The sequence below is a fragment of the Mucilaginibacter celer genome (assembly GCF_003576455.2).
GTDB classification, from domain to species: domain Bacteria; phylum Bacteroidota; class Bacteroidia; order Sphingobacteriales; family Sphingobacteriaceae; genus Mucilaginibacter; species Mucilaginibacter celer.
This window is the reverse complement of the sequence record NZ_CP032869.1, coordinates 3,080,638-3,102,294: the sequence shown is the minus strand read 5'-3', so window position 1 is coordinate 3,102,294 and position 21,657 is coordinate 3,080,638. Positions and strand designations below refer to the sequence as shown.

Annotated in this window: 18 protein-coding genes; 7 read left to right on the top strand and 11 right to left on the bottom strand. The window is 44.2% G+C overall.

Going from position 1 to position 21,657, the window contains the following annotated elements; translation table 11 throughout:
* Positions 1–121: 121 nt before the first annotated feature.
* Genes HYN43_RS12270 through HYN43_RS12250 form a run of 5 tightly spaced genes read right to left on the bottom strand, consistent with a single transcriptional unit; the run spans position 122 to position 5,057 of the window.
* Entirely contained in the window at positions 122–1,228 is a 1,107-nt protein-coding gene (locus HYN43_RS12270) for a glycosyltransferase family 4 protein (RefSeq protein WP_119409622.1), read from the bottom strand.
* Entirely contained in the window at positions 1,229–2,167 is a 939-nt protein-coding gene (locus HYN43_RS12265) for a GNAT family N-acetyltransferase (RefSeq protein ID WP_119409621.1), read from the bottom strand.
* Complete coding sequence (locus tag HYN43_RS12260) at positions 2,160–3,164, bottom strand: polysaccharide deacetylase family protein (RefSeq protein WP_119409620.1); 1,005 nt, start codon at positions 3,162–3,164, stop codon at positions 2,160–2,162. The genes HYN43_RS12265 and HYN43_RS12260 overlap by 8 nt, the downstream gene beginning before the upstream one ends.
* Positions 3,161–4,318, bottom strand: coding sequence for an amidohydrolase family protein (locus HYN43_RS12255; RefSeq protein WP_119409619.1), 1,158 nt, complete (start codon positions 4,316–4,318; stop codon positions 3,161–3,163). The genes HYN43_RS12260 and HYN43_RS12255 overlap by 4 nt, the downstream gene beginning before the upstream one ends.
* Positions 4,305–5,057 (bottom strand): class I SAM-dependent methyltransferase, encoded by a 753-nt coding sequence (locus tag HYN43_RS12250; protein WP_119409618.1) that lies wholly within the window; start codon positions 5,055–5,057, stop codon positions 4,305–4,307. The genes HYN43_RS12255 and HYN43_RS12250 overlap by 14 nt, the downstream gene beginning before the upstream one ends.
* A 676-nt stretch (positions 5,058–5,733) precedes the next feature.
* On the opposite strand from HYN43_RS12250, the gene HYN43_RS12245 reads away from it, so the two are divergent.
* From HYN43_RS12245 to HYN43_RS12230, 4 genes are all read left to right on the top strand, one after another.
* The gene (locus HYN43_RS12245) at positions 5,734–7,236 is read left to right on the top strand and encodes a B12-binding domain-containing radical SAM protein (protein WP_119409617.1); all 1,503 of its coding nucleotides are present in this window, start codon (positions 5,734–5,736) and stop codon (positions 7,234–7,236) included.
* A 3-nt stretch (positions 7,237–7,239) separates the two neighbouring features.
* Positions 7,240–8,292 carry a radical SAM/SPASM domain-containing protein gene (locus HYN43_RS12240; RefSeq protein WP_119409616.1) on the top strand — a complete coding sequence of 351 codons (1,053 nt, stop codon included), beginning with the start codon at positions 7,240–7,242 and terminating at the stop codon, positions 8,290–8,292.
* 179 nt (positions 8,293–8,471) lie between these two features.
* Positions 8,472–9,935: a B12-binding domain-containing radical SAM protein gene (locus HYN43_RS12235; protein WP_119409615.1), complete on the top strand. Its 1,464-nt coding sequence runs from the start codon at positions 8,472–8,474 to the stop codon at positions 9,933–9,935.
* Entirely contained in the window at positions 9,932–10,753 is an 822-nt protein-coding gene (locus HYN43_RS12230; RefSeq protein ID WP_119409614.1) for a class I SAM-dependent methyltransferase, read from the top strand. Before HYN43_RS12235 ends, HYN43_RS12230 begins: the two co-directional genes overlap by 4 nt.
* 233 nt (positions 10,754–10,986) lie before the next feature.
* Here the strand turns inward: HYN43_RS12230 and HYN43_RS12225 are convergent, their stop codons facing one another.
* From HYN43_RS12225 to HYN43_RS12200, 6 genes are all read right to left on the bottom strand, one after another.
* A complete protein-coding gene (locus HYN43_RS12225; protein WP_162996433.1) occupies positions 10,987–11,949 on the bottom strand; it encodes a hypothetical protein in 963 nt (320 codons plus the stop codon).
* 61 nt (positions 11,950–12,010) lie between these two features.
* Positions 12,011–13,276 (bottom strand): O-antigen ligase family protein, encoded by a 1,266-nt coding sequence (locus tag HYN43_RS12220; protein ID WP_119409612.1) that lies wholly within the window; start codon positions 13,274–13,276, stop codon positions 12,011–12,013.
* Positions 13,254–14,381, bottom strand: a complete 1,128-nt coding sequence (locus HYN43_RS12215) for a DUF1972 domain-containing protein (protein ID WP_119409611.1) — start codon at positions 14,379–14,381, stop codon at positions 13,254–13,256. Before HYN43_RS12215 ends, HYN43_RS12220 begins: the two co-directional genes overlap by 23 nt.
* The gene (locus tag HYN43_RS12210) at positions 14,320–15,522 is read right to left on the bottom strand and encodes a glycosyltransferase family 4 protein (protein ID WP_119409610.1); all 1,203 of its coding nucleotides are present in this window, start codon (positions 15,520–15,522) and stop codon (positions 14,320–14,322) included. The genes HYN43_RS12215 and HYN43_RS12210 overlap by 62 nt, the downstream gene beginning before the upstream one ends.
* A complete protein-coding gene (locus HYN43_RS12205) occupies positions 15,512–16,531 on the bottom strand; it encodes a glycosyltransferase family 2 protein (RefSeq protein WP_119409609.1) in 1,020 nt (339 codons plus the stop codon). The genes HYN43_RS12210 and HYN43_RS12205 overlap by 11 nt, the downstream gene beginning before the upstream one ends.
* Positions 16,524–18,200: a hypothetical protein gene (locus HYN43_RS12200; protein WP_119409608.1), complete on the bottom strand. Its 1,677-nt coding sequence runs from the start codon at positions 18,198–18,200 to the stop codon at positions 16,524–16,526. Before HYN43_RS12200 ends, HYN43_RS12205 begins: the two co-directional genes overlap by 8 nt.
* Positions 18,201–18,626: 426 nt before the next feature.
* Between HYN43_RS12200 and HYN43_RS12195 the strand changes: the two genes are divergently transcribed.
* From HYN43_RS12195 to HYN43_RS12185, 3 genes are all read left to right on the top strand, one after another.
* Complete coding sequence (locus HYN43_RS12195) at positions 18,627–20,045, top strand: lipid II flippase MurJ (protein ID WP_162996432.1); 1,419 nt, start codon at positions 18,627–18,629, stop codon at positions 20,043–20,045.
* Positions 20,042–21,247: a glycosyltransferase family 4 protein gene (locus HYN43_RS12190; protein ID WP_119409606.1), complete on the top strand. Its 1,206-nt coding sequence runs from the start codon at positions 20,042–20,044 to the stop codon at positions 21,245–21,247. The genes HYN43_RS12195 and HYN43_RS12190 overlap by 4 nt, the downstream gene beginning before the upstream one ends.
* 62 nt (positions 21,248–21,309) lie before the next feature.
* The gene (locus HYN43_RS12185) at positions 21,310–21,657 is read left to right on the top strand and encodes a hypothetical protein (RefSeq protein WP_119409605.1); all 348 of its coding nucleotides are present in this window, start codon (positions 21,310–21,312) and stop codon (positions 21,655–21,657) included.

Sequence of the window (21,657 nt, the reverse complement as noted above, 5' to 3'; positions counted from 1 at the left end):
CATGTAAACTGATATGCGCAGCAAAGAAACCCCTTCCTGCCATCACACAATCCTAAACTTCTCTCGCCGGGGAAGGAATAAAAGCATCATTTCCAACTCCCGTAATCCCGGAATAAAAAAATTAACTTTTGAGGCTTTTTGCAATTTCCTCAATCCGCCCCGCAATAGCGTTAAACGATAAGTTATTTTGATAATATGCTAAAGACAACCTCCGCTTTTCCTTTAAATTCATTTGCCCGGTTTGCATAAGCACATCAAACAAAGCCTGCTCATTACCTGCCTCATACAGCATTCCGCATTCACCATTATTGGTAATCATCCGGAACGACTGGATATCGGTAACCAAAGGCACACACCCGCAGGACATAGCCTCGCAAACCGCCGTGCCGCTGCCTTCATAATGCGAACCCGACAGGATAAAATCAGCGCTGTTAAACCAGTAAAGCAGATCGGTATGCGGCCTTTTGCCTATGAGCCGGATTGCTTCCTTGTTAGGATGGATTTCAAGTAGTGATTGGATTTCGTCAAGTAACTCTTCAGTATGATAGATCATATAAAGCCTTGCACCGGGTATTTTTTCGGCAAATCTCAAAAAAGCCCTGGTCACATTTAAGGGGTCTTTATTATCATTAAGCCGACCGACCCATAAAAACGCCGGGTTGCCGGTTACTCCCGTTTTAGCCAGCGCTTCTTCCCGGTTAATGGGATAAAATACCGACGATACTTCCATCACCTCAAAAATTTTCCGGGGCGAGGATATATTGCCCTCCGTAACCCATTCCAGCCCCATATCGCGCGAGGCAAAAAGATAAGCGTCAATATACCTGTCTACCAGTTTTTGGGCAAGCTTTTTTAAGCCGGTAAAAGGTTTTTCGGCATGGTTTTGTACCATGATCTTCACCTTGGGGCCAAGCATTAAACGCAACTGGATAACCTGCAACGGAAAATGCAGGCTTTGAACAAATACCATATCCGGCTTAAGGCTTTTAATATAATTGTTAAGTTTCCAGGGTAAATACCGCGACCAGCTTGTGGCGAAGCGTTTAAAATGATAGTCAATGCCGTTTTTTTTCGCACGGCCTTCAAAATCGATATGCTCAATGCTGATCACTTCATTGGTACGGGCAAGCGCTTCCATGATGCCGGCATAGGCCCGCGTGCGTTCAAACCAGGCTTCGGGCCGGTTAAATTCGGGAATTTGCACGTAGCTGTTAAAAACGTATCTCATTTAAAAAATATCAATATCGGCAAAAGTGAAAGCCATTTTGTGAACCGGCAGATCCGCACCAAGGTTTTTTATAATTGTCGGGAACGAGGGGATAGGTTGCGCGTGATTTTTAAGCAGCATATACAGCACCGTCCGTTTATCGGCCTGGAAAATTATTTTTTGTAAGCCAAGTTTGCCCGCAATTTTTTGCAGTTGGGGGATGATCTTATCCAGATCGTTCAAAGCCAGGTCGATATCGCCAATAAACAATCCATCATTAATTTTGAACCAAACCAGTGTAGTATCCACTTTAATAGTGAAACTGTTGGTGTAATTGGTTTTATAATCCACGTAATCCGGGTCGCGCTTTACGCCGGCATAGCCTTCATCAATTACAGAGTTACGGATGCCGTTTCGAGGTGACAAATATGGCTTTAACCGCCGTTTCACAAAGCCATTATAGAGGTTTTTTAAAAACGGGAACTTATCAGCCAGTTTTTGCAAAGGCAACGTTTTAACGGGGATAATAAAACACTCCATATTGCCACCAATCTGCCAGTCCAGCTTGTTCACAAAGCCTGGTAACGAATTTTGATTGGGGAAACCAAACAACGTGCGGATCCCTTCGTTACGGCAAAGCTGGTATGTGAGTTCGGCAAGCTCAATAAACAAACCTTTGCCGCGGTGGTTGGGGTGAGTCATGGTATCTGCCGATTGGGCTGCTAATACTTTTTCTCCCTTACAATCTATAAAACAAGGAATCACCCCGTAAAACGCCGCGGGCCGGTTACCATCGTAAGCCAAAAAACCAACGTACATAACACCAGTAAAGGCGGTATTATATTTCCGCTTAAAAAAATCGGGGGTTATGTTTTTTTGGTAAACGGCCTCATGTAGCCTGGTTAGATCGGGCAGCCGCTCTTCGGTTAAACGCTCTATTCTATACCCTGCGTTATGCATAATGTCCCCTTATTATGGCGTTCATTTGGTTGGCTGTGGATATGAACGGGTTTACGGTAAAGCGCTCACGCATGCTTAGGTCGGTTCCGTCCTGCGGGTTCAAATAATCCGTGGCCAGTAGTTGGCTATATCCCGCCGCTTTAGCCGCCGATAAAACATCAGCATTGTACGAACCATAGGGAAAAGCAATGCCGGTTACTGCTTTGCCGGTTATGTTTTCGAGATAGGTTTTGCAGTTTCGCATTTCTTCACAAGCATCCGCCAAAGAGATACCGGCCAGGTCGTTATGATAATAACCGTGAGCGCCAATGGTTACCAGCGGCGAGGCGGATAGGGCCCTGATCTGATCGCTTGTTGTTTGTAACCAGTAATCATCATCCTGTCTGTTGGCTTTAAAATCAACCATCGTTTCAAGATAATTCATCAGTTCCGCTTTCTCATCAAACCCGGTTTTCCTGAATTCATCTGCAAGTAATTTCCCCGTTTGGGTAACGTATTTAAAGTTTCGGTTTTTATGGCAGGCGTAATTTTTATAAATGAGTTTTACCGGACCATACTTCCCTGCAATACTTAAAAAATCGTTCCATAAAATATCAAACCCTGCATCGCGGATAGCGGTGATAAAAAATGTGGCCGGTATTTGATATTTGTTAAGCAGAGGAAGCATGTAATGATAATTGTTGGCCAGGCCGTCGTCAAAAGTTAGGCAGATATTATATTTATCGTTACTGAATTTACCTGCGTAATAATCGGTTAGCGAAATTACATTAAAATGCTTTTTATAAAATTGCAGATGCTCCTCAAACCGTTCGACAGGTATAAAAAGCGTATTGAATTTATGTGGGTTGGTTTTGCAAACGTTATGGTAGAGAATAATTCTGCTGCCGCGGGCATTGCTGTAAAAAGTCGTATCCATGCCCAAAGCATGACGCGCGTTGCCGCTAAAGTAAGTGGCCTCACGCCTGGATCGTTGCCATATTTTTTGCAGTAAACTCATGCGGCCGGCAGTGCAGGTTGAGGTACAGGAAAATTGGCGTTGGGCTTATAACTTTTTATCTCATCCATAAGTTGGTGAATATCGCCCTGTATATATTTAAAATGGCCGCCTGTAAATATTTTACTGTACCGGGCCGTTAAAATATTGTTAAGTTGATGATAAAGCGATTCATCAAACAGGCGGATCTCGCCGCCCTGTATCACCAGTAAAATATCATCTGGAGTGATGTTATAAAACGCTGTTAAGCCGGTTTTACGTTTGGCTTTGGCCACCACAATATCAGCATCCAAACCTGCGGCAATTTGCCCTTTATTTAGTTTCCAGGTTTTGGCGGCTGCAATAGTTAATGACTGGTATAGCTCATCACCGCTAAGCAAAGCGGTTTTGCGGGCCAGCCTGATGTGCTGCCACACGTCCCAATGCCCGGTAAGGGTACTGTCGGTACCAAACAAAATAGTGGTTTGCTTTTTTAACTCATCTATCGGTGCGGTTTTATTAAGCAGATAATAGTTTGATTCGGGGCACCAAACCAACGCTTTAAAATGTTTGGCCTGCTTAACATCCATAGCCACCCCATGAATGCCGATCAGTTTCCGGCCAAGCATGTTCCATTTAATCAGTTCGCTGATCTCGTTATGAGCTATATCATCAGTTCCTTCGCCAATGTGAATTACTGCAGGTTGCCCCATCTTCATCGGGTTGTTTAGGCGCTTTTTCCAGTTTTTGTCAAATTGTACCGAGTGGATGCTTTGGTAACGATCGATTATATCGATCAGCGCGTTATCAATAACCGGTTTTTCGCCATGGTTTACCACGGTGGTAACCCCGCATAGCAGGTTTTTGTAAACTCCCCATTTTTCGCGTAGCCCAATAGGTATTTTCAACACAGAGGCTATTTCATCGGCATAAACCTCATGGATATAATTACCCCATTGGGTATAGTTTTGATAGATTTTAATACCCAATTGCGGGAACAGGTTAAAATCTAAATGATCGTGCGAGTTGATCAATCCCGGAAACGCCAGTGCATCCACAAATGTGATCTGGTTTGAATCGTCCATAGGTGCGGGCGCAACGGTTTCAACAAGGCCGTTATTCAGCCTGATGTTTACCGCGCCATCGGTTCCGGGTATCAAAACATTATTCAGTACCATCGCCGCGTTTTAAATGTAGCCCGTAAATAATGGGGTAGCCTTTGTATTTTTCGTACACATGAAGCGCGTTTTTATCTGCATAATAATGCTTCATGCTTTCATCTATCTTTATTTCCTCTTCGGCAACTAAAGTGAAACCGTTTTCAAGCAGTAGATTTTTGATGAGGCTAACCGGGTGCACAAAATTCTCGACCGCTATAAAATCGCGCCCGTGCTTAAAAGTACGTTTGCCGCCGTTAGCCAGTGTTTGCGGGTGGAAATCGGTTATTACAATATCTCCGCCGGGTTTCAGGATGCGCATCCAGGCTTGCAATGCCGTTTTTATATCGGGAATGTGTGCCACGGTAAGCGTGGATACGATGGTATCGAAACTGTCATCGACAATACCTGTAAATGTATCCTCTGTAATCTGGTAAGTATCTGCCTCCGGAAATTTTTGCTGTAACCGGGCCAGCATCCCGCCCGAGGTATCAAAACCTGTTAAACGCGCCGGGTTTAAAGCAATTAGTTTACTCCAGTGCCTTCCGGTGCCGCAGCCTATATCGGCAACCTGCTTGCCGCTGATAATGGCGCTGTTTACCAGGCGGGGGAAAAGGATCTCATCCAGGTCAAGCATCAGGTTGCCGGGTTGCTCATCGTAGTTTTCGGCCCAAATGTCATAGGCTTCAACCGAATTTTTCTCCAATATGGCGGCTGGGAATAAACGTTGTTTGATATAGTTTTTAACGGTATGGATCACGGCCCTTTTGTTTTAAGTTGAATAATTCATGTGTTGAATTGTTAAAAAAGTGAAGACCGTGCGATTCCCCTCTTGAGAGGGGTGTAGGGGTGTGTTACTCTGCGCCTGCTTTATCGCTCGTATAACACACCCCTTCTATCACACTTATCCTTCGCGCCCCCTCTCAAGAGGGGAACTTAAAAGCCCAATAGTTAAATTGAAGGCTATGCTCTCAAGAGGGGGAACTAAAACATTCCAACACTTATGCTTTATACCTCAATTACGGACGATAAATACCAATGGTTGCCAGCCAATTTATTTATAAGCACAGGCAACCCGCCACAAAACCGGGGCGTATTTATTGTGTGAAAACGATGAGTGTGGTTTGAAACTCAATTGTTGTATGGGCAATCCCCCACATTTGTGATTGGGTATGGCAATGGGGCTTATTTTGAAAGTGTAAACACTCCTTTTGTGAGATGGGGAGTAAAACCAATAAAAATAACGGGATGGGTATTCAGGGTACCTTATACATTCCGGTAAACAGGTGTTGAGCTTTCTGGTAAACCCATTGCCGGGGGGATTGAAGGGAGTTGTTAGTTCTAAGTTGGTAGTCTTAAGTCTAAAGTCTGTTAGCATTGGGTTTTGACTTAGAACTTAAGACTATCGGCTTCAGACTTTATCAAAAAAATAACAAATGAACAAAATACTATTATTCAACCCGCGGAGCGCCAATAACAAATACCGGATCCCAAATTCGATATTGAATATCGCGGCTTCGGTTGAGGGTAAATACGATTGGGTAATTGTGGATGGCAATTGCGAGCTGGACCCGATGGTGAAAATAGATAGTTATTTACGTACGGGCGAGTTCAAATATTTCGGCTTTACGGTAATGCCTGGTCCGCAGTTAAGGCAGGCCATTATTGCGGCCAAAAAAATCAAGGAGTTATATCCCAATACCAAAATGATTTGGGGCGGGTATTTTCCATCGAATCAACCTAACGCTGTATTGTATTCCGGCTATGTTGATTTCATTATAAACGGCCCCGGCGATCATGCTTTCCCGTTGCTGATAGATGCTTTGGAAAACGGTACGCCTTACGAGTTTATCCGTAACCTGATCTATAAAGCCGAGGACGGCAAGATCATCAAAACCGCGAAGGAAGACCTGATTGAGCAGGATTCCTTACCGGCATTGCCCTATGATAAGCTGAACACGTTTTATCCCATTACCAAATTTTTAGGCAAAACTTACCTCGGCGAAAAAACAATGGCCTATCACTCCAGTATCGGTTGCCCGTTCACTTGTTCGTTTTGCGCGGTGGTACCTATTTATGAGGCCCGGTGGAAAGCCAAATCGGCACAAAACGTTTATAACGATGTAAAATACATTAAAGATAAATGGGGTGCCGATGCCATCGAGTTTCACGATAATAACTTTTTTGTATCCGAAAAACGCGCGGTTGAATTTGCCAACCTCATCAAACCTGAAAACATGACCTGGTGGGGCATGGCCCGTATCGATACCATGTCGAAGTTTAAAGATTCGTCGCTGGCCGCCATTCGTGAGTCGGGTTGCAAGATCATCTTTTTTGGAGCCGAGAGCGGCAATAACTCCATTTTAGAGCAGATGGACAAAGGCGGCACCCAAACCGGCGATCAGATCATCGAGTTTGCCGAGCGCCTTAAAAAGTTTGACATCATTCCCGAATACTCGTTTGTATTAGGCACACCGGCACCAACGCCTGAGCAGGTACAATCGCAAATTGATTTCGAGATAGATTTTATCAAAAAGGTAAAAGCGGTTAACCCCAAAACCGAAATTGTGATATACACCTACAGCCCCGTACCAACCGAAGGCTCTGAACTGTACAAACAGGTGATCAAAAGCGGTTTCCGTTTCCCCGAAACGCTGGAAGACTGGATCAGCCCGGCATGGGAAAGTTTCGACCTGCGCAAAAATCCGCTTACCCCGTGGCTTACACCCGAGATGATAGATAAGATCAGGAATTTTGAAACCGTATTGAATGGCGTGTACCCAACGGTTACCGATATCCGCCTTAACATGATTAAACGTGCGGCCATAAAGCTGATAGCCACCATGCGCTACAAGGCCAGCATGTACCAATATCCGTATGAAATTAAACTGCTGCAAAAAGTTTGGCGCTACAGGCAGCCCGAAATACAGGGATTTTAAGCTATGCAGATAACAACGCAATCCATATCGCACACTTTTAAGCGTTTCCGTACGCTGCAAACGCACAAAATAGCGGCGTTGCCGATCGTTATTTTGATGCCGCACAGCGCTTGTAACTGCCGGTGTGTAATGTGCGATATATGGAAGGATAATAAAAACCTTAAACAACTTACCGAGGCTGATGTAACCAATCTGCTGGGCGCGTTACGGAAATTCGGCACCAAACAGGTACTCATGTCGGGCGGGGAAGCTTTGCTGAATACCAATTTTTTCAGGCTGTGCGAAATTTTGCGGACCGAAAAAATCAAGGTTACGTTGCTCTCAACAGGTCTTTCTATCAAAAAAAACGCGCTCAATATCCTGAAGTGGGTTGATGACCTGATCGTTTCGATAGATGGCGACGAGGCCCTGCATGATGCTATCCGTAACGTGCCCGGTGCTTTTAATAAGCTGAAAGAAGGGGTGGAGACCATCAAATCAATCGATCCAAAATACCGCATTACAGCCCGCACGGTAATCCACCGGTTAAATTTCAGGAACTGGCCAAATATTATCGAGGCGGCAAGGCAAATGGGTATCGACCAGGTAAGCTTTTTACCTGCAGATGTTAGCAGCCACGCCTTTAACCGTCAAACTGCCTGGGCCGAGCCTAAACAGCACGAGATTTTACCCGGCGAGCGCGAACTGATAGATTTTCAGCAAGTTGTTAACAACGTGTTGAGTAAGCAGGATGATTTCACCAATCGCTTCATTGCCGAATCGCAGGCTAAGATCCGGGATATCTATCATTATTATGCCGCGTTTTATGGGCATAACGCGTTCCCTTTTAAAAAATGTAACGCGCCATGGGTATCGGCAGTAATTGAGGCCGATGGCGAGGTGCGGCCGTGCTTTTTTCATGAGGGGATAGGTAATATCAGGGATAATAAGCTCGATGAGATATTGAACAGCGAAAAGGCCATGAGCTTTCGCAAAACGTTGGATATGGCGAATGATTCAACCTGTGTTAAGTGTGTTTGCTCGCTGAATTTATCGCCCTTGGCGAGGTTGGATTGAGAAGACAAGAGAATAATTAAAAGAGATAAAAAGCGGGGGGAATGTGCGATTCCCCTCTTGAGAGGGGCGGAGGGGTGTGTTATATGCCATGCGGATAAGTCGCTTGTATAACACACCCCTTACACCTCACGTTCCTTCGCGCCCCCTCTCAAGAGGGGAGTTTAAAAGCCAGGGTTACCATGAACAATATACTGTTTTCACATTCCTACTTTTTACGTTTCGATCCCAAACAATGGTCGATAGGGCAACCTTATGCGCCGCTGGGGACTATTTACGCAGCCGCGCTGATGCGGGAGCATGGTTATAAAGTAAGTTTGTTTGATACCATGTTTGTAAAAAGTCCGGACGAGGTTATCCCGGAGTTAGATAAACATAAGCCCGATTTTTTTGTGATTTATGACGATGGCTTCAACTACCTCACCAAAATGTGCCTCACCAACATGCGCGAGGCTGCTTTTAAAATGGCAAAACTGGCCAAAGCGCGGGGCTGTAAGGTGATTGTTTCCAGTTCTGATTCAACAGACCGGTATGCCGTTTACCTGGCCGAAGGTGCCGATTTTGTGATCCTGGGCGAAGCAGAACAAACTTTATTGGAGCTAACTACGCTCATAAAAAACGGGGGTGAGGACTATTTCGATATCAAAGGCCTCGCTTACATGAACGGCCGCGAAATCATTAAAACACCTCAACGCCCCGTAGCCAAAGATTTAGATAACCTGCCAATGCCCGCCTGGGATTTGGTAGATATGCATAGCTACCGCGAAATGTGGCTCAAAAATGCGGGGTATTTTTCGCTTAACGTGGTTACCACCCGTGGCTGCCCTTTTAAATGTAACTGGTGTGCCAAACCTATTTATGGCAACCGCTATAACTCGCACAGCGCGCAATATGTGGTGGATCAGATCAAAATGCTGAAGGCACGCTACGGCATGGACCATATCTGGTTTTGTGATGATATTTTTGGTTTGAAACCAGGTTGGGTGCAGGAGTTTTCAAAACTACTGAAACGGGAGGGGATCAGCATCCGGTTCAAGATCCAGTCGCGGGCCGATTTATTGGTAGATGATGAGGCGGTTGAAGCCCTTGCATCGGCCGGTTGTGAAAATGCCTGGATAGGCGCCGAAAGCGGCTCGCAAAAAGTATTGGACGCGATGGATAAAGGTATTACCATCAATCAGATCCACACGGCTACCCATCTCATGAAAAAGCATGGCATTAAACCATCCTTCTTTATCCAGTTTGGTTACCCCGAAGAAACAAGGGATGATATCACATCAACCATTGATATGATCAACGAGTTGCTGCCCTACGAAATAGGCATTTCCGTATCATACCCCTTACCAGGTACCGGCTTTTACGAACGCGTAAAAAACGAACTGAAGAAAAAAACCAACTGGACAGATTCCGACGAGATGGCCTTGATGTTCAGCAACACCTATCCGGCTTTTTTCTATAAACAGCTGCACAAATATGTACACCGCAACTACCATAAACACCTGGCCAAAAACAGCATGCGCAAATTGCTCAATAATCCATTCGGCAGTTCGGCAAATAATGTAAAAAAAGCGCTTTCGGTGTTTTACTACACGCCGCTTACCTACATCGAAAAGCTGAAGCTGGATAAATTTGAAAAAGCGATATGACCGGCACAGCACCACATAAAAACGAGCAACTGGCCGAGGCAGCATTCAGTAACCAATCGGTAGTTTTTGATGAGCTTTATTCGGCCGATAGCATCATCGCTTATAAGCGCAAGCGGGTGCGCGATCATATCCTTCAATATGTTAAACCCGGAGGGCATATCCTTGAGTTAAACAGCGGTACCGGCGAAGATGCCTTGTATTTTGCGCAACAGGGTTTTAAAATACATGCTACCGATATTTCGGTAGGTATGCAACAGCAATTGAGCGATAAGATGGCAACGCATGGTTTTCAACACATTGTAAGCAACGAGATATGTTCTTATACCCGGCTTGAACACTTAAAAAATAAAGGCCCTTACGATTTGATCTTCTCCAACTTTGCCGGCCTTAACTGCACCGGCGAGCTTGATAAAGTGCTTAGTTCATTTACTGATTTGCTGAATCCTGGCGGGATGGTAACCCTGGTGGTACTCCCTAAATTTTGCCTTTGGGAAACGCTGTTGATTTTTAAAGGAAAGTTTAAAACAGCTTTACGTCGCTTTTTTAGCAGCAGGGGCAGGAGGGCACATGTGGAGGGTGTTTACTTTGATTGTTTTTATTACAATCCATCTTATATCAAAAAACAGTTGGCTGATGATTTTGAGTTATTAGGTTTGGAGGGTTTATGCACCATTGTTCCGCCATCATACATTGAAGGTTTTGCCGAAAAACATCCGCGGGCTTTTCGCTTTTTAACCGGGTGGGAAGATAGGCTTAAAACATTGTGGCCATGGAAGTATGTAGGGGATTATTATATTATTTCGTTGAGGAAGAGGTAAACCCGACACTGGTTGAAGTTTAGCGACAGCGTAACTTCGACCTAAACTGTGTTAAGCTTTCAGCTTAACTTTGTAACTATTTAAATTGAATTTTTTTTGGTACCGTGCTTCGGAAGCAGAATGCTTCCAACACTTTAGGACGAAGATACGCTGTCGCTAAACTTCGACCAGTGTTAGGATTATTATATTATTTCGCGCCACTCGGCTGGAGCCAAGCGGCGGCTGATGGGAAGTTACTGCGCCAACCGTTCTTCCGATTCCTGCAACAACATCGAAACTTTCAACCTATACCTTTCAATCAACTTACGCTGAAAATTCTCGGGCGAAGGCTTGGCAAAATGCTTGCTGGCCGCCATGCTCATTACCGTACCCCGCATATTCAGTTTCTTTTGCTCGGTTTTTTTGTTCCAACGGCCTGCGGTTATGCGCATAAAAGTGTTATCAAGCCAACTGCCAAAGCGATTGTTAAATAACATTTCTACAAGACTCTTATACCAGTGCTTTTTTAACGGATTTGCAATAGCCAGCCGCATGCATTTATTGGGCAAAAAATCGCTGCTCCAGGCGTTGGCCTTATAAAAATTTTCGAAGGTGGCATCGCCTTCAACCGGGATGATGGTTGCTACTTCAATAGCGGTGTAAATGTTTTTTTCAACTATTTGTAGCTGCGCTTCGTCAATGAAATAGTTCATGCAGTAGTTATGCTGTTTACCCACCAAAAAAGTAAGTTTTTTAAACAGGTGCATAAAGGTACGGGCCAACCACAGGCGGTTGGCTTCGGTAATAATGAAAAAATCGATATCTGAATTATCATCGGCACAGTTTTTTGATAGCGAGCCAGAGATGGCTATGCCGCGCACATAGGGAAATTTAACCAGGAAAGCGCCAACCTCTTTGGCTTTGATAATAAGCTCGGCGGCCTTTTTGTTACCTTTAATGCGCCTTACGGCAATCATATAATCGTTTTTGAGCGAGTAGAATTTATCAAAACGGAAAACCAGCTTATTATCTGTTATGTAAAGTAAAGCTTCGTCAAAATCGTTCTGGCCGTATTTGTTTTCTAAAAACAGATAAATTTCGCCCCGGGTAAGGGGATAATCCCACATATCAAAATATGCAAGGGTAGCTAAAATATTGTTACGAGTAATTAGCAATTGCCTGTTGTTTTGCCGGGATATTGTCGCTATACTTTTCACGTGTGGTTATATATAATGATGACGTGGCTAAGCGGGCGTGGGTTGCCTGTAACAAAACAATTTACACAGTAATTTTATGTTGATTTTCAGTTTGTTGTGCCTGCGATGAGAAAAAGAACAGCGAAAAGAATACCCCGTAAAAAAAGATGCCCTTATCCACATCCAAAAAGTTTTCGGAAAAGGAAACGCAGGTGATGATGAGCATAAAGCTCAGTAGTAAAATATCGCGTTTGATGATGGCCGTTCTGAAGCCAAATACCAGTACAAACAAGTAAATCAGCACGCCGATAACGCCCGATTTAATAAAGAAACTGATAAATTGGTTATGTGCGTTAAGTTCGGCAAGGTATGAGCGGTAAAAATGATGATCAAAAAACGGATCCTGGAGCAAATCAATCTCGGTACCGGCCCCATGCCCTATCACCGGCGATTGGGCGGCTACATTCAAAGCCACGCTCCAGCGGGCCAGTCGCGGGTCGGTCAATTCAACATCGGTAGGTTTGCTGAGGTCTTTTTTAAATTCGGTAACGAAGCGGTCTTTAAAGGCATCGGCAGTAAAAATGCCCGCTATCACCAGTAAAGAAACCGAAGCAGCAACAGTAATAAACTTTTTGCGCACACCTTTAGATAACAGAAACAGGGGTACAGCAATATTTACCACAACAATTATAGCTATAAACACCGATTTGGCACTCAATTGTACTATACCTACAGCCAGTACAGTGCAGCAAAAAAAGTAAACTATTTTAAGCCATCCGCGCGACTGGATAATAAACCGGTAAATAAAGTAAATAAGCCCGATGCCTATCTGCATCGAAAAAAAGGTGGCATGAATTTCAAGCGGTTCCGAAAAATTATGGTTGGTGAAAGTCGGCGAGGCCAGCGCCCGGAAAGGCAAATGGTAAAAACGAATGGTATAAAGCGCCTGCAAAAACAGGTAGATAATGGCAACAACACACCCTGCCGAAAAAAGGAGCAGCAGGTTATCCCGGTATTTTTTAAAATCGAGGGTGTTAAAGCAGCATATCAGCGGGATAAGCAAAATGGTAACCTGCCGGCCCAGTTCGGTAAAGCCCTGGGGCCTGTTGCTGGTGTAAATAATGCTGAACAGCGTTACAAAAAACACAGCTGTTAAAGCAAAGGTAGCCTTTGTAAAAACCGGTTTAACGTCGTCTTTACGGATCTGCACTATGGTATGCACCGCCAAGCCTATCAAAAACAGGTGACTGTAAAACAGGTTGTACGGCAAACTAAGCAGCAATAAGGCCACCAAATAATAACTTATCCGGTTATTGAGGGTATCCTCAGGCTTTAGCAGCTTTTCCATCGTTTTGCTTGCGGTAGCATTCTATTATAAAATCTTCGTAGTCGTTTATCACCACATCCCAGTTAAACTGGTATTGTATTTTGTGCAGGTTGTTTTTCACCATGGCGCGTTCGTTGTCATGGCGCTGCACGTTCTCTACCAAATGCCTCACCTCGGCCGCGTTATCAAAATAAAAAGCATCAGAATTAAGCACCGATTTATTGAACGGGTTGTTATGTGCGGCTATCAGGGCTTCGCTGGCCATGGCCTCTAACAAGGATGGGTTGGTGCCCCCAACGCTGTGCCCGTGAAAATACAGGTAGCTGTTATTCTGCAATGCCCGCACAACCGAGTTATCAAAATTGGCCCCTTTAAACTGGATGCGATCGTCGTTTTTAAATTTATGGGTGATGAATTTGCCGAAGCGGTTGCTGGTATCGCCCAAAACCATAAAGCTTTTTTGCGATGAACTGTTGTTAAAACCCTCTAAAATGGTTTCGATATTGTTTTCGGGCTCCATGCGGGCCATCAGTAGAAAGTAATCCTCTTTAAGCACTTCGCTTTTGTCAAACTGCTCGCGTTCCTGTTCTGAAAATAAGTCGGCCCCATAGGGGATGTAGCGGCTCTCTACATGGTATTTATCCTGTAAATAGGAGCGGATCACCCGCGAATCGGAGATGTAATACTGGCTGTGTTTTACGGCCAGCTTTTCGGCATATTTTAAAAATTTTTGAACAGGTTTGGAGTATTTGCTGCGTTTCCATTCCAGTCCATCCATATTGGTAATGATGGTACTGCCCGATGGATACAGGTGTCCCCAAACCGAGCTGCTGGTGTAGCCCATCAGCAAAACCACATCAAATTTGCGATTGCGGGCATCCATAATGCAGTTAAAATCATACGCAAACTGCCCGGCGGTACCCACCAGGTATTCGGGATCGTAACAATGCACTATGTTTACGCCGTTCCAGGTATCGGCTGTATAGGGGTGGTTGTGCGAATTATAAACCGTAACCGAGTGCCCTTTTTGTACCAACCCGGCCGATACATATTCAGAAATATGCTCAAACCCTCCATAATAGTTCGGGATTCCGCGCGTGCCTAATATCGCTATGCTCAGTTTCATGTTGTTTGTAGTTTACTTTTAACAGATTATAAAATAGGGTGCTACTGTTTTGCCAGTTGTATTGCTGTGCTACCTGTTCGGCTACCCAGCTTGTAAAAGTTGCCGTTGGAGGATAAAGCGCCATTTGCAACAGCTTTTGCTCAAAAAATGATTCATCGGCCGGATTAAAAGTATGCGGCTTAAAAAAGCCGAAGCTTTGCATGGCCGTGGTATGTGAACTAAGCACCGGTGCGCCGCAAATAGCCGCCTCCAACGGAGGGATGCCAAAACCTTCGGCTTTGGATGGGTAAACAAACAGGCGGCAGGCGTGGTAAAAGGCGGCCAGGTCTTGTTGTTCAGCCTGTTTTATCCACAAAAAAAATTGTTGTTGTTCGGGTGTAAGGTTGGCAATCAGTTGTCGTAGCCCCGGTGTTTTGATGGATTCTTTGCCGATGAATACCAGGCCAATGCCCTGTTCATACAGTTTCAGCTTCAGGTATTTTTTTAACAGTAGTAACTGATTTTTACGCGGCTCAATCCGGCTGGTGTACAGGATGAAGTTTTTAATGCCGAATTTCTGTTCTATCAAATCAACAGCTTCCTGTTTTGAGGCCTGATATTGCAGCAATGAGTTACTTACACCATTTGATATGATATGCACCTCACTACCGGGAATTTCATAATAATCGCAAATACGGGTTTTCGAATAATCGGATACGGTGGTTTTGATATCGGCCTTCAATAAACTACGCCCAAAAAGGTAATTACGTGGGATGCTGAACAACAACGGAAAATCCTCCCTGAAATCATTAAACAACATATCGTGCATGGTAACTATGTACCGGCACCCCGCCACTTTTCGCGGACTGATATATTGAAAATGCGCAAAATCAAACCGGTATTTTTTGATAAAAGCAGGGATATCAAAAACAAAGCGCAGGATATTTACCCCCCGGTTTTTATACTGAAGGATATTTTGCCAGGGCAGTTTAGGGAATAGCTTATGGATGTTGGCCGTATCGCGCGCGCCGATATAGATGTCCAGCTCCGGGTGATCATTGATGAGGCGGTTATAAAGCTCGCGGATAAATGTTTGCGCTCCCTGAAATTCCTTATCAAAGGAGTGCGCATCAACAAATATTTTGATTTTGTTAGCTGCCATAGTTCAACTCTTTTTGCGTTAAAACCGGTGTAGGTATTTCCGCTTCCTCCAAACGGAAATTGCCCTTGGCTAACTGATAAAGCCTGCTCAATGTGCTTTCGGGCAAAAAAGACATCAGCAGTAAAAAATAATTTTTGATATGCAGCGGACTAATCGACAAAGTTTTTAACAGGTTCTTTCTCGCTTTTTTAGGCTGATAGTTATTCCACAGGTATTTTTTACCCAGCAAGGCGTAGTAAGCTCCTTTTTTTATGCGGGGCGATAACTGCCTGATACCGATCTCGGCCAGTTGCCTGCCTTCATCCTCGGTAATGCTCAGCTTACGCAGCGTATTGTATTTAATTTGCCTGAACCGGCCGGTACGCCATTTTTCATCAATGGTTATCGATTCGGCATTGAGCCTTACTTTTATCAGCGGCTGGTTGAGGTTAAAAGCTTTTTCGTGTTTCAGTATCCCCGCCCATAAAAAATGATCCTCAAAAGTATAGGCCAGTTCATTGTAACCGCCTGCTTTTAAAATAGCTTCCTTTTTGTAAAACACGCTCGAGTGGATAAAAGGGCAGATCTTATAACTCAACTGCCTGATCTCGTTATGGCTAAAAGCATCGGGCTGCCAGGTGAATATCAAATCGCCACGCACATCGGTATAATCTACTCCCGAACCGATGATGGTGTAGTAGGGGTGCGAGCGCATAAAATCGTACTGCACCTGCAGGCGGTAGGGGTAGCACACATCGTCGGCATCAAAGCGGGCAATGTATGGTGCGCGGGCATGCTGCAAACCGGTGTTGAGGGCGGCGGCTACACCTTTGTTTTCCTGGCTGATCACTACAATCCGCTCATCGTTAAAGGAGTAAATTACATTGAGCGTATCATCGGTAGAGCCATCATTCACTATCAGCAGTTCAAAATCGGTAAATGATTGTTCCAGTACCGATTTGATGGCCTCGCCAATGTATTTCCCGGCATTGTAGGCCGGCATTAAAACGGTAATTTTAGGGCTAAGCATATACAAGCCCCTCCGCAACTTTTGTTTCTGTTTTCAAGGTAGATGTAGGGGTAGTTTCTTTGATATTGAGGAGCAACAGCAGTTCGAAAACTACCATTACCGAAAGTTGCTCAAACCAGTAATCGATAAAAAGCACCCCGGCAGCCAGCATCAGGATAGGGATGCCATAACTCAGTTTTTTATAATACCGGGCAAAGTAACCGAGGTAATACACCATAAAACCGACGAGCCCCAATATGCCGTACTCACTCAGCAACTGATCGTAAGTAGAGCTTGGGCTGTTGCGCACCGAGCGGAAGCTGATATTTTTGCTGAAAAAGCAGAGGTACAGATCGAGGTGATTGGCCATAAAAGCGGGATGGATATACACCCTTTTTGGCGAATACTGTCCCCTGATACCGGCACCGGTTGCCCTGAAAGCTATTTTTGATGAAAAATTGCCTATCCCCAAACCCACAATACTTTTTTGCGGATGTGTTTTAAGGTAATTGATGGTTTGAATCATCCCGGTTATTTTTCCCTGTTGATGCGGGATGTAATCCTTGATCTGGCAAAGAGGCAGTTGCGCGTAGTGCTGATTAATAAAATCAAGCAGCTGCTTCCTGTCGGGCGTGGTGTCGTGGCTGATAAAATATTCGGGCTTAAACGTATCCGGCGGCGGAATGTATACCCGGCCATCGCCGGTTTGCGGCAATTTTTTCAGGGTTTTATCAAGCGTAGTTGTTTTTTCTTTTTTTGCCTCGGCATTGCTCAGGCTATCCAGGTATTGTTGGGCAAATTTCCGGCGTTGTTCATCACGGCTTAGGGTACCGCCCGTTTGGTTTGATGGATTTACGTTTGGATGGGCCGCTGAAGCTTTACTTAAGGTTTGCTTCATCATCTCATCAATGTAGCCTTCATTTTGCGGCGATATTTTCACCAGCGAAACCACATACAACAGGATGGCCACAACGATGAGGCTTTTCTGATCGCGGGTACTTTTAAAAATAAAAGTGAAGGCCAGCACCAGTGAAAAAAGCATGCTTACCAGGTTGCTGTAAGTAAGCGCAAGGGTACTCATACAAACAATTACCATGGGCAGGTTGCGTTTGAAAACGAAGTACAGCACTCCAAACGCGCATATAATGGCATTGGTTGATGAAATATCAAAACTGATGCCGGCTATATTATCGCCGGTATTGATAAAATACTGTTGGTTCATCCCCCTGAAGGTATAGGGGTTAATGGTTTTGGTAACCCACATAATGTAGGCAAGGTTACCGGCTGAGAACAGGGCGTTGATGATAAAAAAAACGATCAACGTATGGTAAATGGTTTCGGTGCTTAATTTATCAACCATTAATTTAAGCTGATGGATGGCCAGTAAAGCTAACAGCCAGCAGGCCATGCCCCAGCCAAATACAACCAGGTAATTAAGCATGAAAAGGCTTTTATCTGTAATAAATGCTATCGCGGCTATCGGGAAAACAAGAAGGTAAAATAGCGGCAACCTGCTGTTTTTAAGCCGGAAACCAAACTTAAAATCGGGCTGGGATAGGTATACAAAAAGTATAGCTACGGCTTTTACCGGTATTTTTACATTAATAAAAAGCAGCAGGAAAATAAGCAGCCGCCAATCGGCATAGCTTTTCCATTTTTTGATGTCGAACCCCGGCAAACCTGCAGTCATTAGTCGCTTTTGTATTAATTTGTTTTTTAGCCGGGAAATCGCTTTTAGAACACGAGGCACCTACGGAGCCTTAAACCGCATTTTATTTTTTTTCTATAAACACGTTACCCCTACGGGGTATTTACAGTTAAATTTTATTACTCCGTTAGGAGTACCGTGTTTATAGCAATATCTCCGAAGCTGATTCATGGCTCCGTAGGTGCCCCATGTCGCCGTTTTGCTCTAAAAGTGATTTCCCTTGTGCGCTATCCCAATCTTATTCAATCGGTGCTTAGCACAACTACTATTTCAAAAGGAATTACGGCTCAAAAAATGGAATGGTTGCCTCGGTATTAACAGGATATTGCGGATATTTATCCGATCTATAAAAATACTACAGGCAACCCGCCTGCAAAAAAGGCGGTATAACCTATAAAAAACACGGCATTGCTCAGGAATAAAGCGTTTGTAAAAATTTTCTCGTCGGGCTTGCAGGCCCTTGCTGTGCAGGTGTTGGGCAGTGTTTTCTTTTACCTCATCTCGGTTTATTTAAGTAAGGATAGTTTCGGGGCCATCAGCTGGATGAATGCCCTTTCTATTTTTATCACCACCATTTTAGGTTTCGGATTGGAGCAGGTGGTGGTGAGGCGGATTGCCGCTTCGGGCCGGTCAGATTGGGCCGCCGCGGCTTTCCTGTTCCATTCTATTGCCGCCTTTTTTACGGCTTTGCTGGTTTTGTTATTGTTGAGTATGCTGGTTAAAGATAGCGCGGGTATATACAGAATACTCCCCTGGTTTTTTGTGGCGCAGGGCCTGCTGTTTATCGGCATCCCGCTAAAACAATATTTAAATGCCAAAGAAAAATTCACGCCCTACGGCATCATAGCGGTAATAACCAACAGCGCACGCATTGTAGCGGCTGTTTGGCTCATCGACAATAAGCAATTGGAAGTAAGCACCATTGTTACCGCAATGATCTGTACCGCAGTTGTCGAACTGTTAGCCTTGTTGATCTACATCATTACCAAAACAGGCTTTGTTTTCAAGGTGCGGTTCCAGGCCTATAAAAAATTGTTGAAGGAAGCATCGGCACAATATGTTTCGGTAATATTTGATATGAGCCTCTCGCGGATGGACTGGTTGCTGCTCGGTTTTATGGCCAGCAAGGCCGTACTGGCCGATTACAGTTTTGCTTACCGGGCTTATGAATTGTCGCGCCTGCCCATGCTCATTATCGCCCCGGTTATTTTGCCGCGGCTTGCCCGGTTGATGGCAGTTAAAATAAATACAGGATTTGAGGAAAGGGTAAACGCATTTAACCGCGTTGAACTTTTTTTAGCGATGTTGATTACGCTGATATTAAATATTTTATGGACACCCCTTGTAGGCCTGATAACCGCAGGGAAGTACGGAGCAACCAATGCCACCGAGTTTCTGATCCTTTCGGCCTGTATCCCGCTCCAGTTTTTTATCAACCTGCTGTGGTCGGTAAGTTTCAGTGCCAAAAAATATAAAACGGTTTCTACCATTACCGTTGCCTGTGCTACAGCCAATATCGGCTTAAACCTGGTAGCTATTCCATTACTGGGTGGGATAGGATCGGCCCTGGCATTTTTGGCAACCAACCTGCTGCAGGCTTTTTTATACTACCGGCTGGTGAATAAGCAGGTAATGAAAATAGGACTGTTGCCCTTCGGGTTTTTCCTGGTTGCAGCCCTTGCCGCCTGGTTTGTAAGCGGATTGTTGGTTGTTCATTTTACTATCAGACTTTTGCTGGCCATGTTTGTTTATATAACGGCAGCACTGATAACCAAACAGCTTAACAAAAAGCATCTCCAAAACAGTAAACAATTTTTAGCCCGATGAATATCCTTTACCTCTGCGATGAGTATCCCCCAGGCCGGCATGGCGGTATTGGCACCTATGTACGACTGATAGCCCGGCAAATGGCGAAACTGGGGCACAAAGTGATAGTGGCGGGAATGTACAGCACAGGTTATGGCGGAGATAGTGAGTTTATTGATGAGGGTGTAAAGGTGTACAGGTTTAGGTGGAAAAGCGATGGTACCTGGGCAGACGACAGGCAGTTGCTTTTAAGCAAACTTACCAACCGGATTTTGCGGGACACCGGAGTTATTGAAAATCATATTAAGCAAAGCCTCATATCGTACGAGGCAAAATTGGAGCAGCTTATAACCGATGAGCAGATTGATATAGTTGAAATGCCCGATTATAACGACTATATCCGCTTTTGTAAATCGTATGTGCCTTTTCCGCAATTATCAGTGCCTGTTGTGGTGAAAATGAACGGTACCATTACCTATTTTGATAATGAAGCAGGATTACCCACGGGGGCGCATATTGTTAAAATGGAACAAGCTATCCTGAACCAGGCAAGCGCCGTAAGCAGTGCCAGCCGTTATACCGCGGAAAAAAGCGCCGGTTATTTGAATTACGATAAACCTATAACGGTTTTGTATAACGGTATCAATACAGATTTGAAATTAGCTGAGATTCTGCGCAATCCTTTGCAAGTGGTTTTTACAGGCAGTTTGGTACAGAAAAAAGGCATCTATCAGTTAGCAAAAGCCTGGAATATTGTTAATAAAAACATACCCGATGCCCGTTTGCTGATACTGGGCAAAGGCCCGCAAAAAGCTGTTGCTGATTATTTAAGTGATGGTGTTAAAAGCAGCGTAACATTTAAAGGACATGTACCGGCTGATGAATTGTATGGTATTCTAAGTAGTTCGGCCATTGCAGTTTTTCCATCCTATGCCGAGGCCTTTGCTTTGGCACCGCTTGAGGCCATGGCTTGCGGTGCTGCGGTAATTAATTCAAACCGTACATCCGGGCCCGAATTGGTTGAGGGTAGCATAAACGGGTTACTTGTCGATCCGGATAATATCAATCAACTGGCAGAAGCTATTTTATTGTTGTTGAAGGATGCAGAATTGTGCACAAGGCTCGGCAAAGCCGGGAATGAGAAAGTGAAAGCTTTTTTTGATATCAATATTATCGCGAAACAAACATTGGAGTTTTATGAGGGGGTGTTGAGCAACGCTTAGCCTAAATTTGGAAACGCAATTTAAATTTTGTATTTGCTATTCTTTTAAGCTAATTTAAAACTATGATTTTTTTAAATCTCTTTAAAAAAGACCCACTTAGGCAGAAAATATTAGCTATCAAAAAAGATATAAAAAAAATTATATCAAAAGTTTGTACTGAAAGATATTGGATTGAATGGGTTGGTGCATACCATATAAATCCTAAACACCTCGCTTTTCGAATTTGTGTGAAATCAGATGATATGAAACTTAAATTAAAATCCGATGCGGAACTTTATAAAGTGCTTAGAGATGTCCTCGATAAGCATGACTATCCTGTCGAAGCACGTGATAAAGTATTTATTGGCTTTGAATCACAGCAAACCGTAGATCGGGAATCGGACGGGAAATGGCATATTCATGTTCAATGA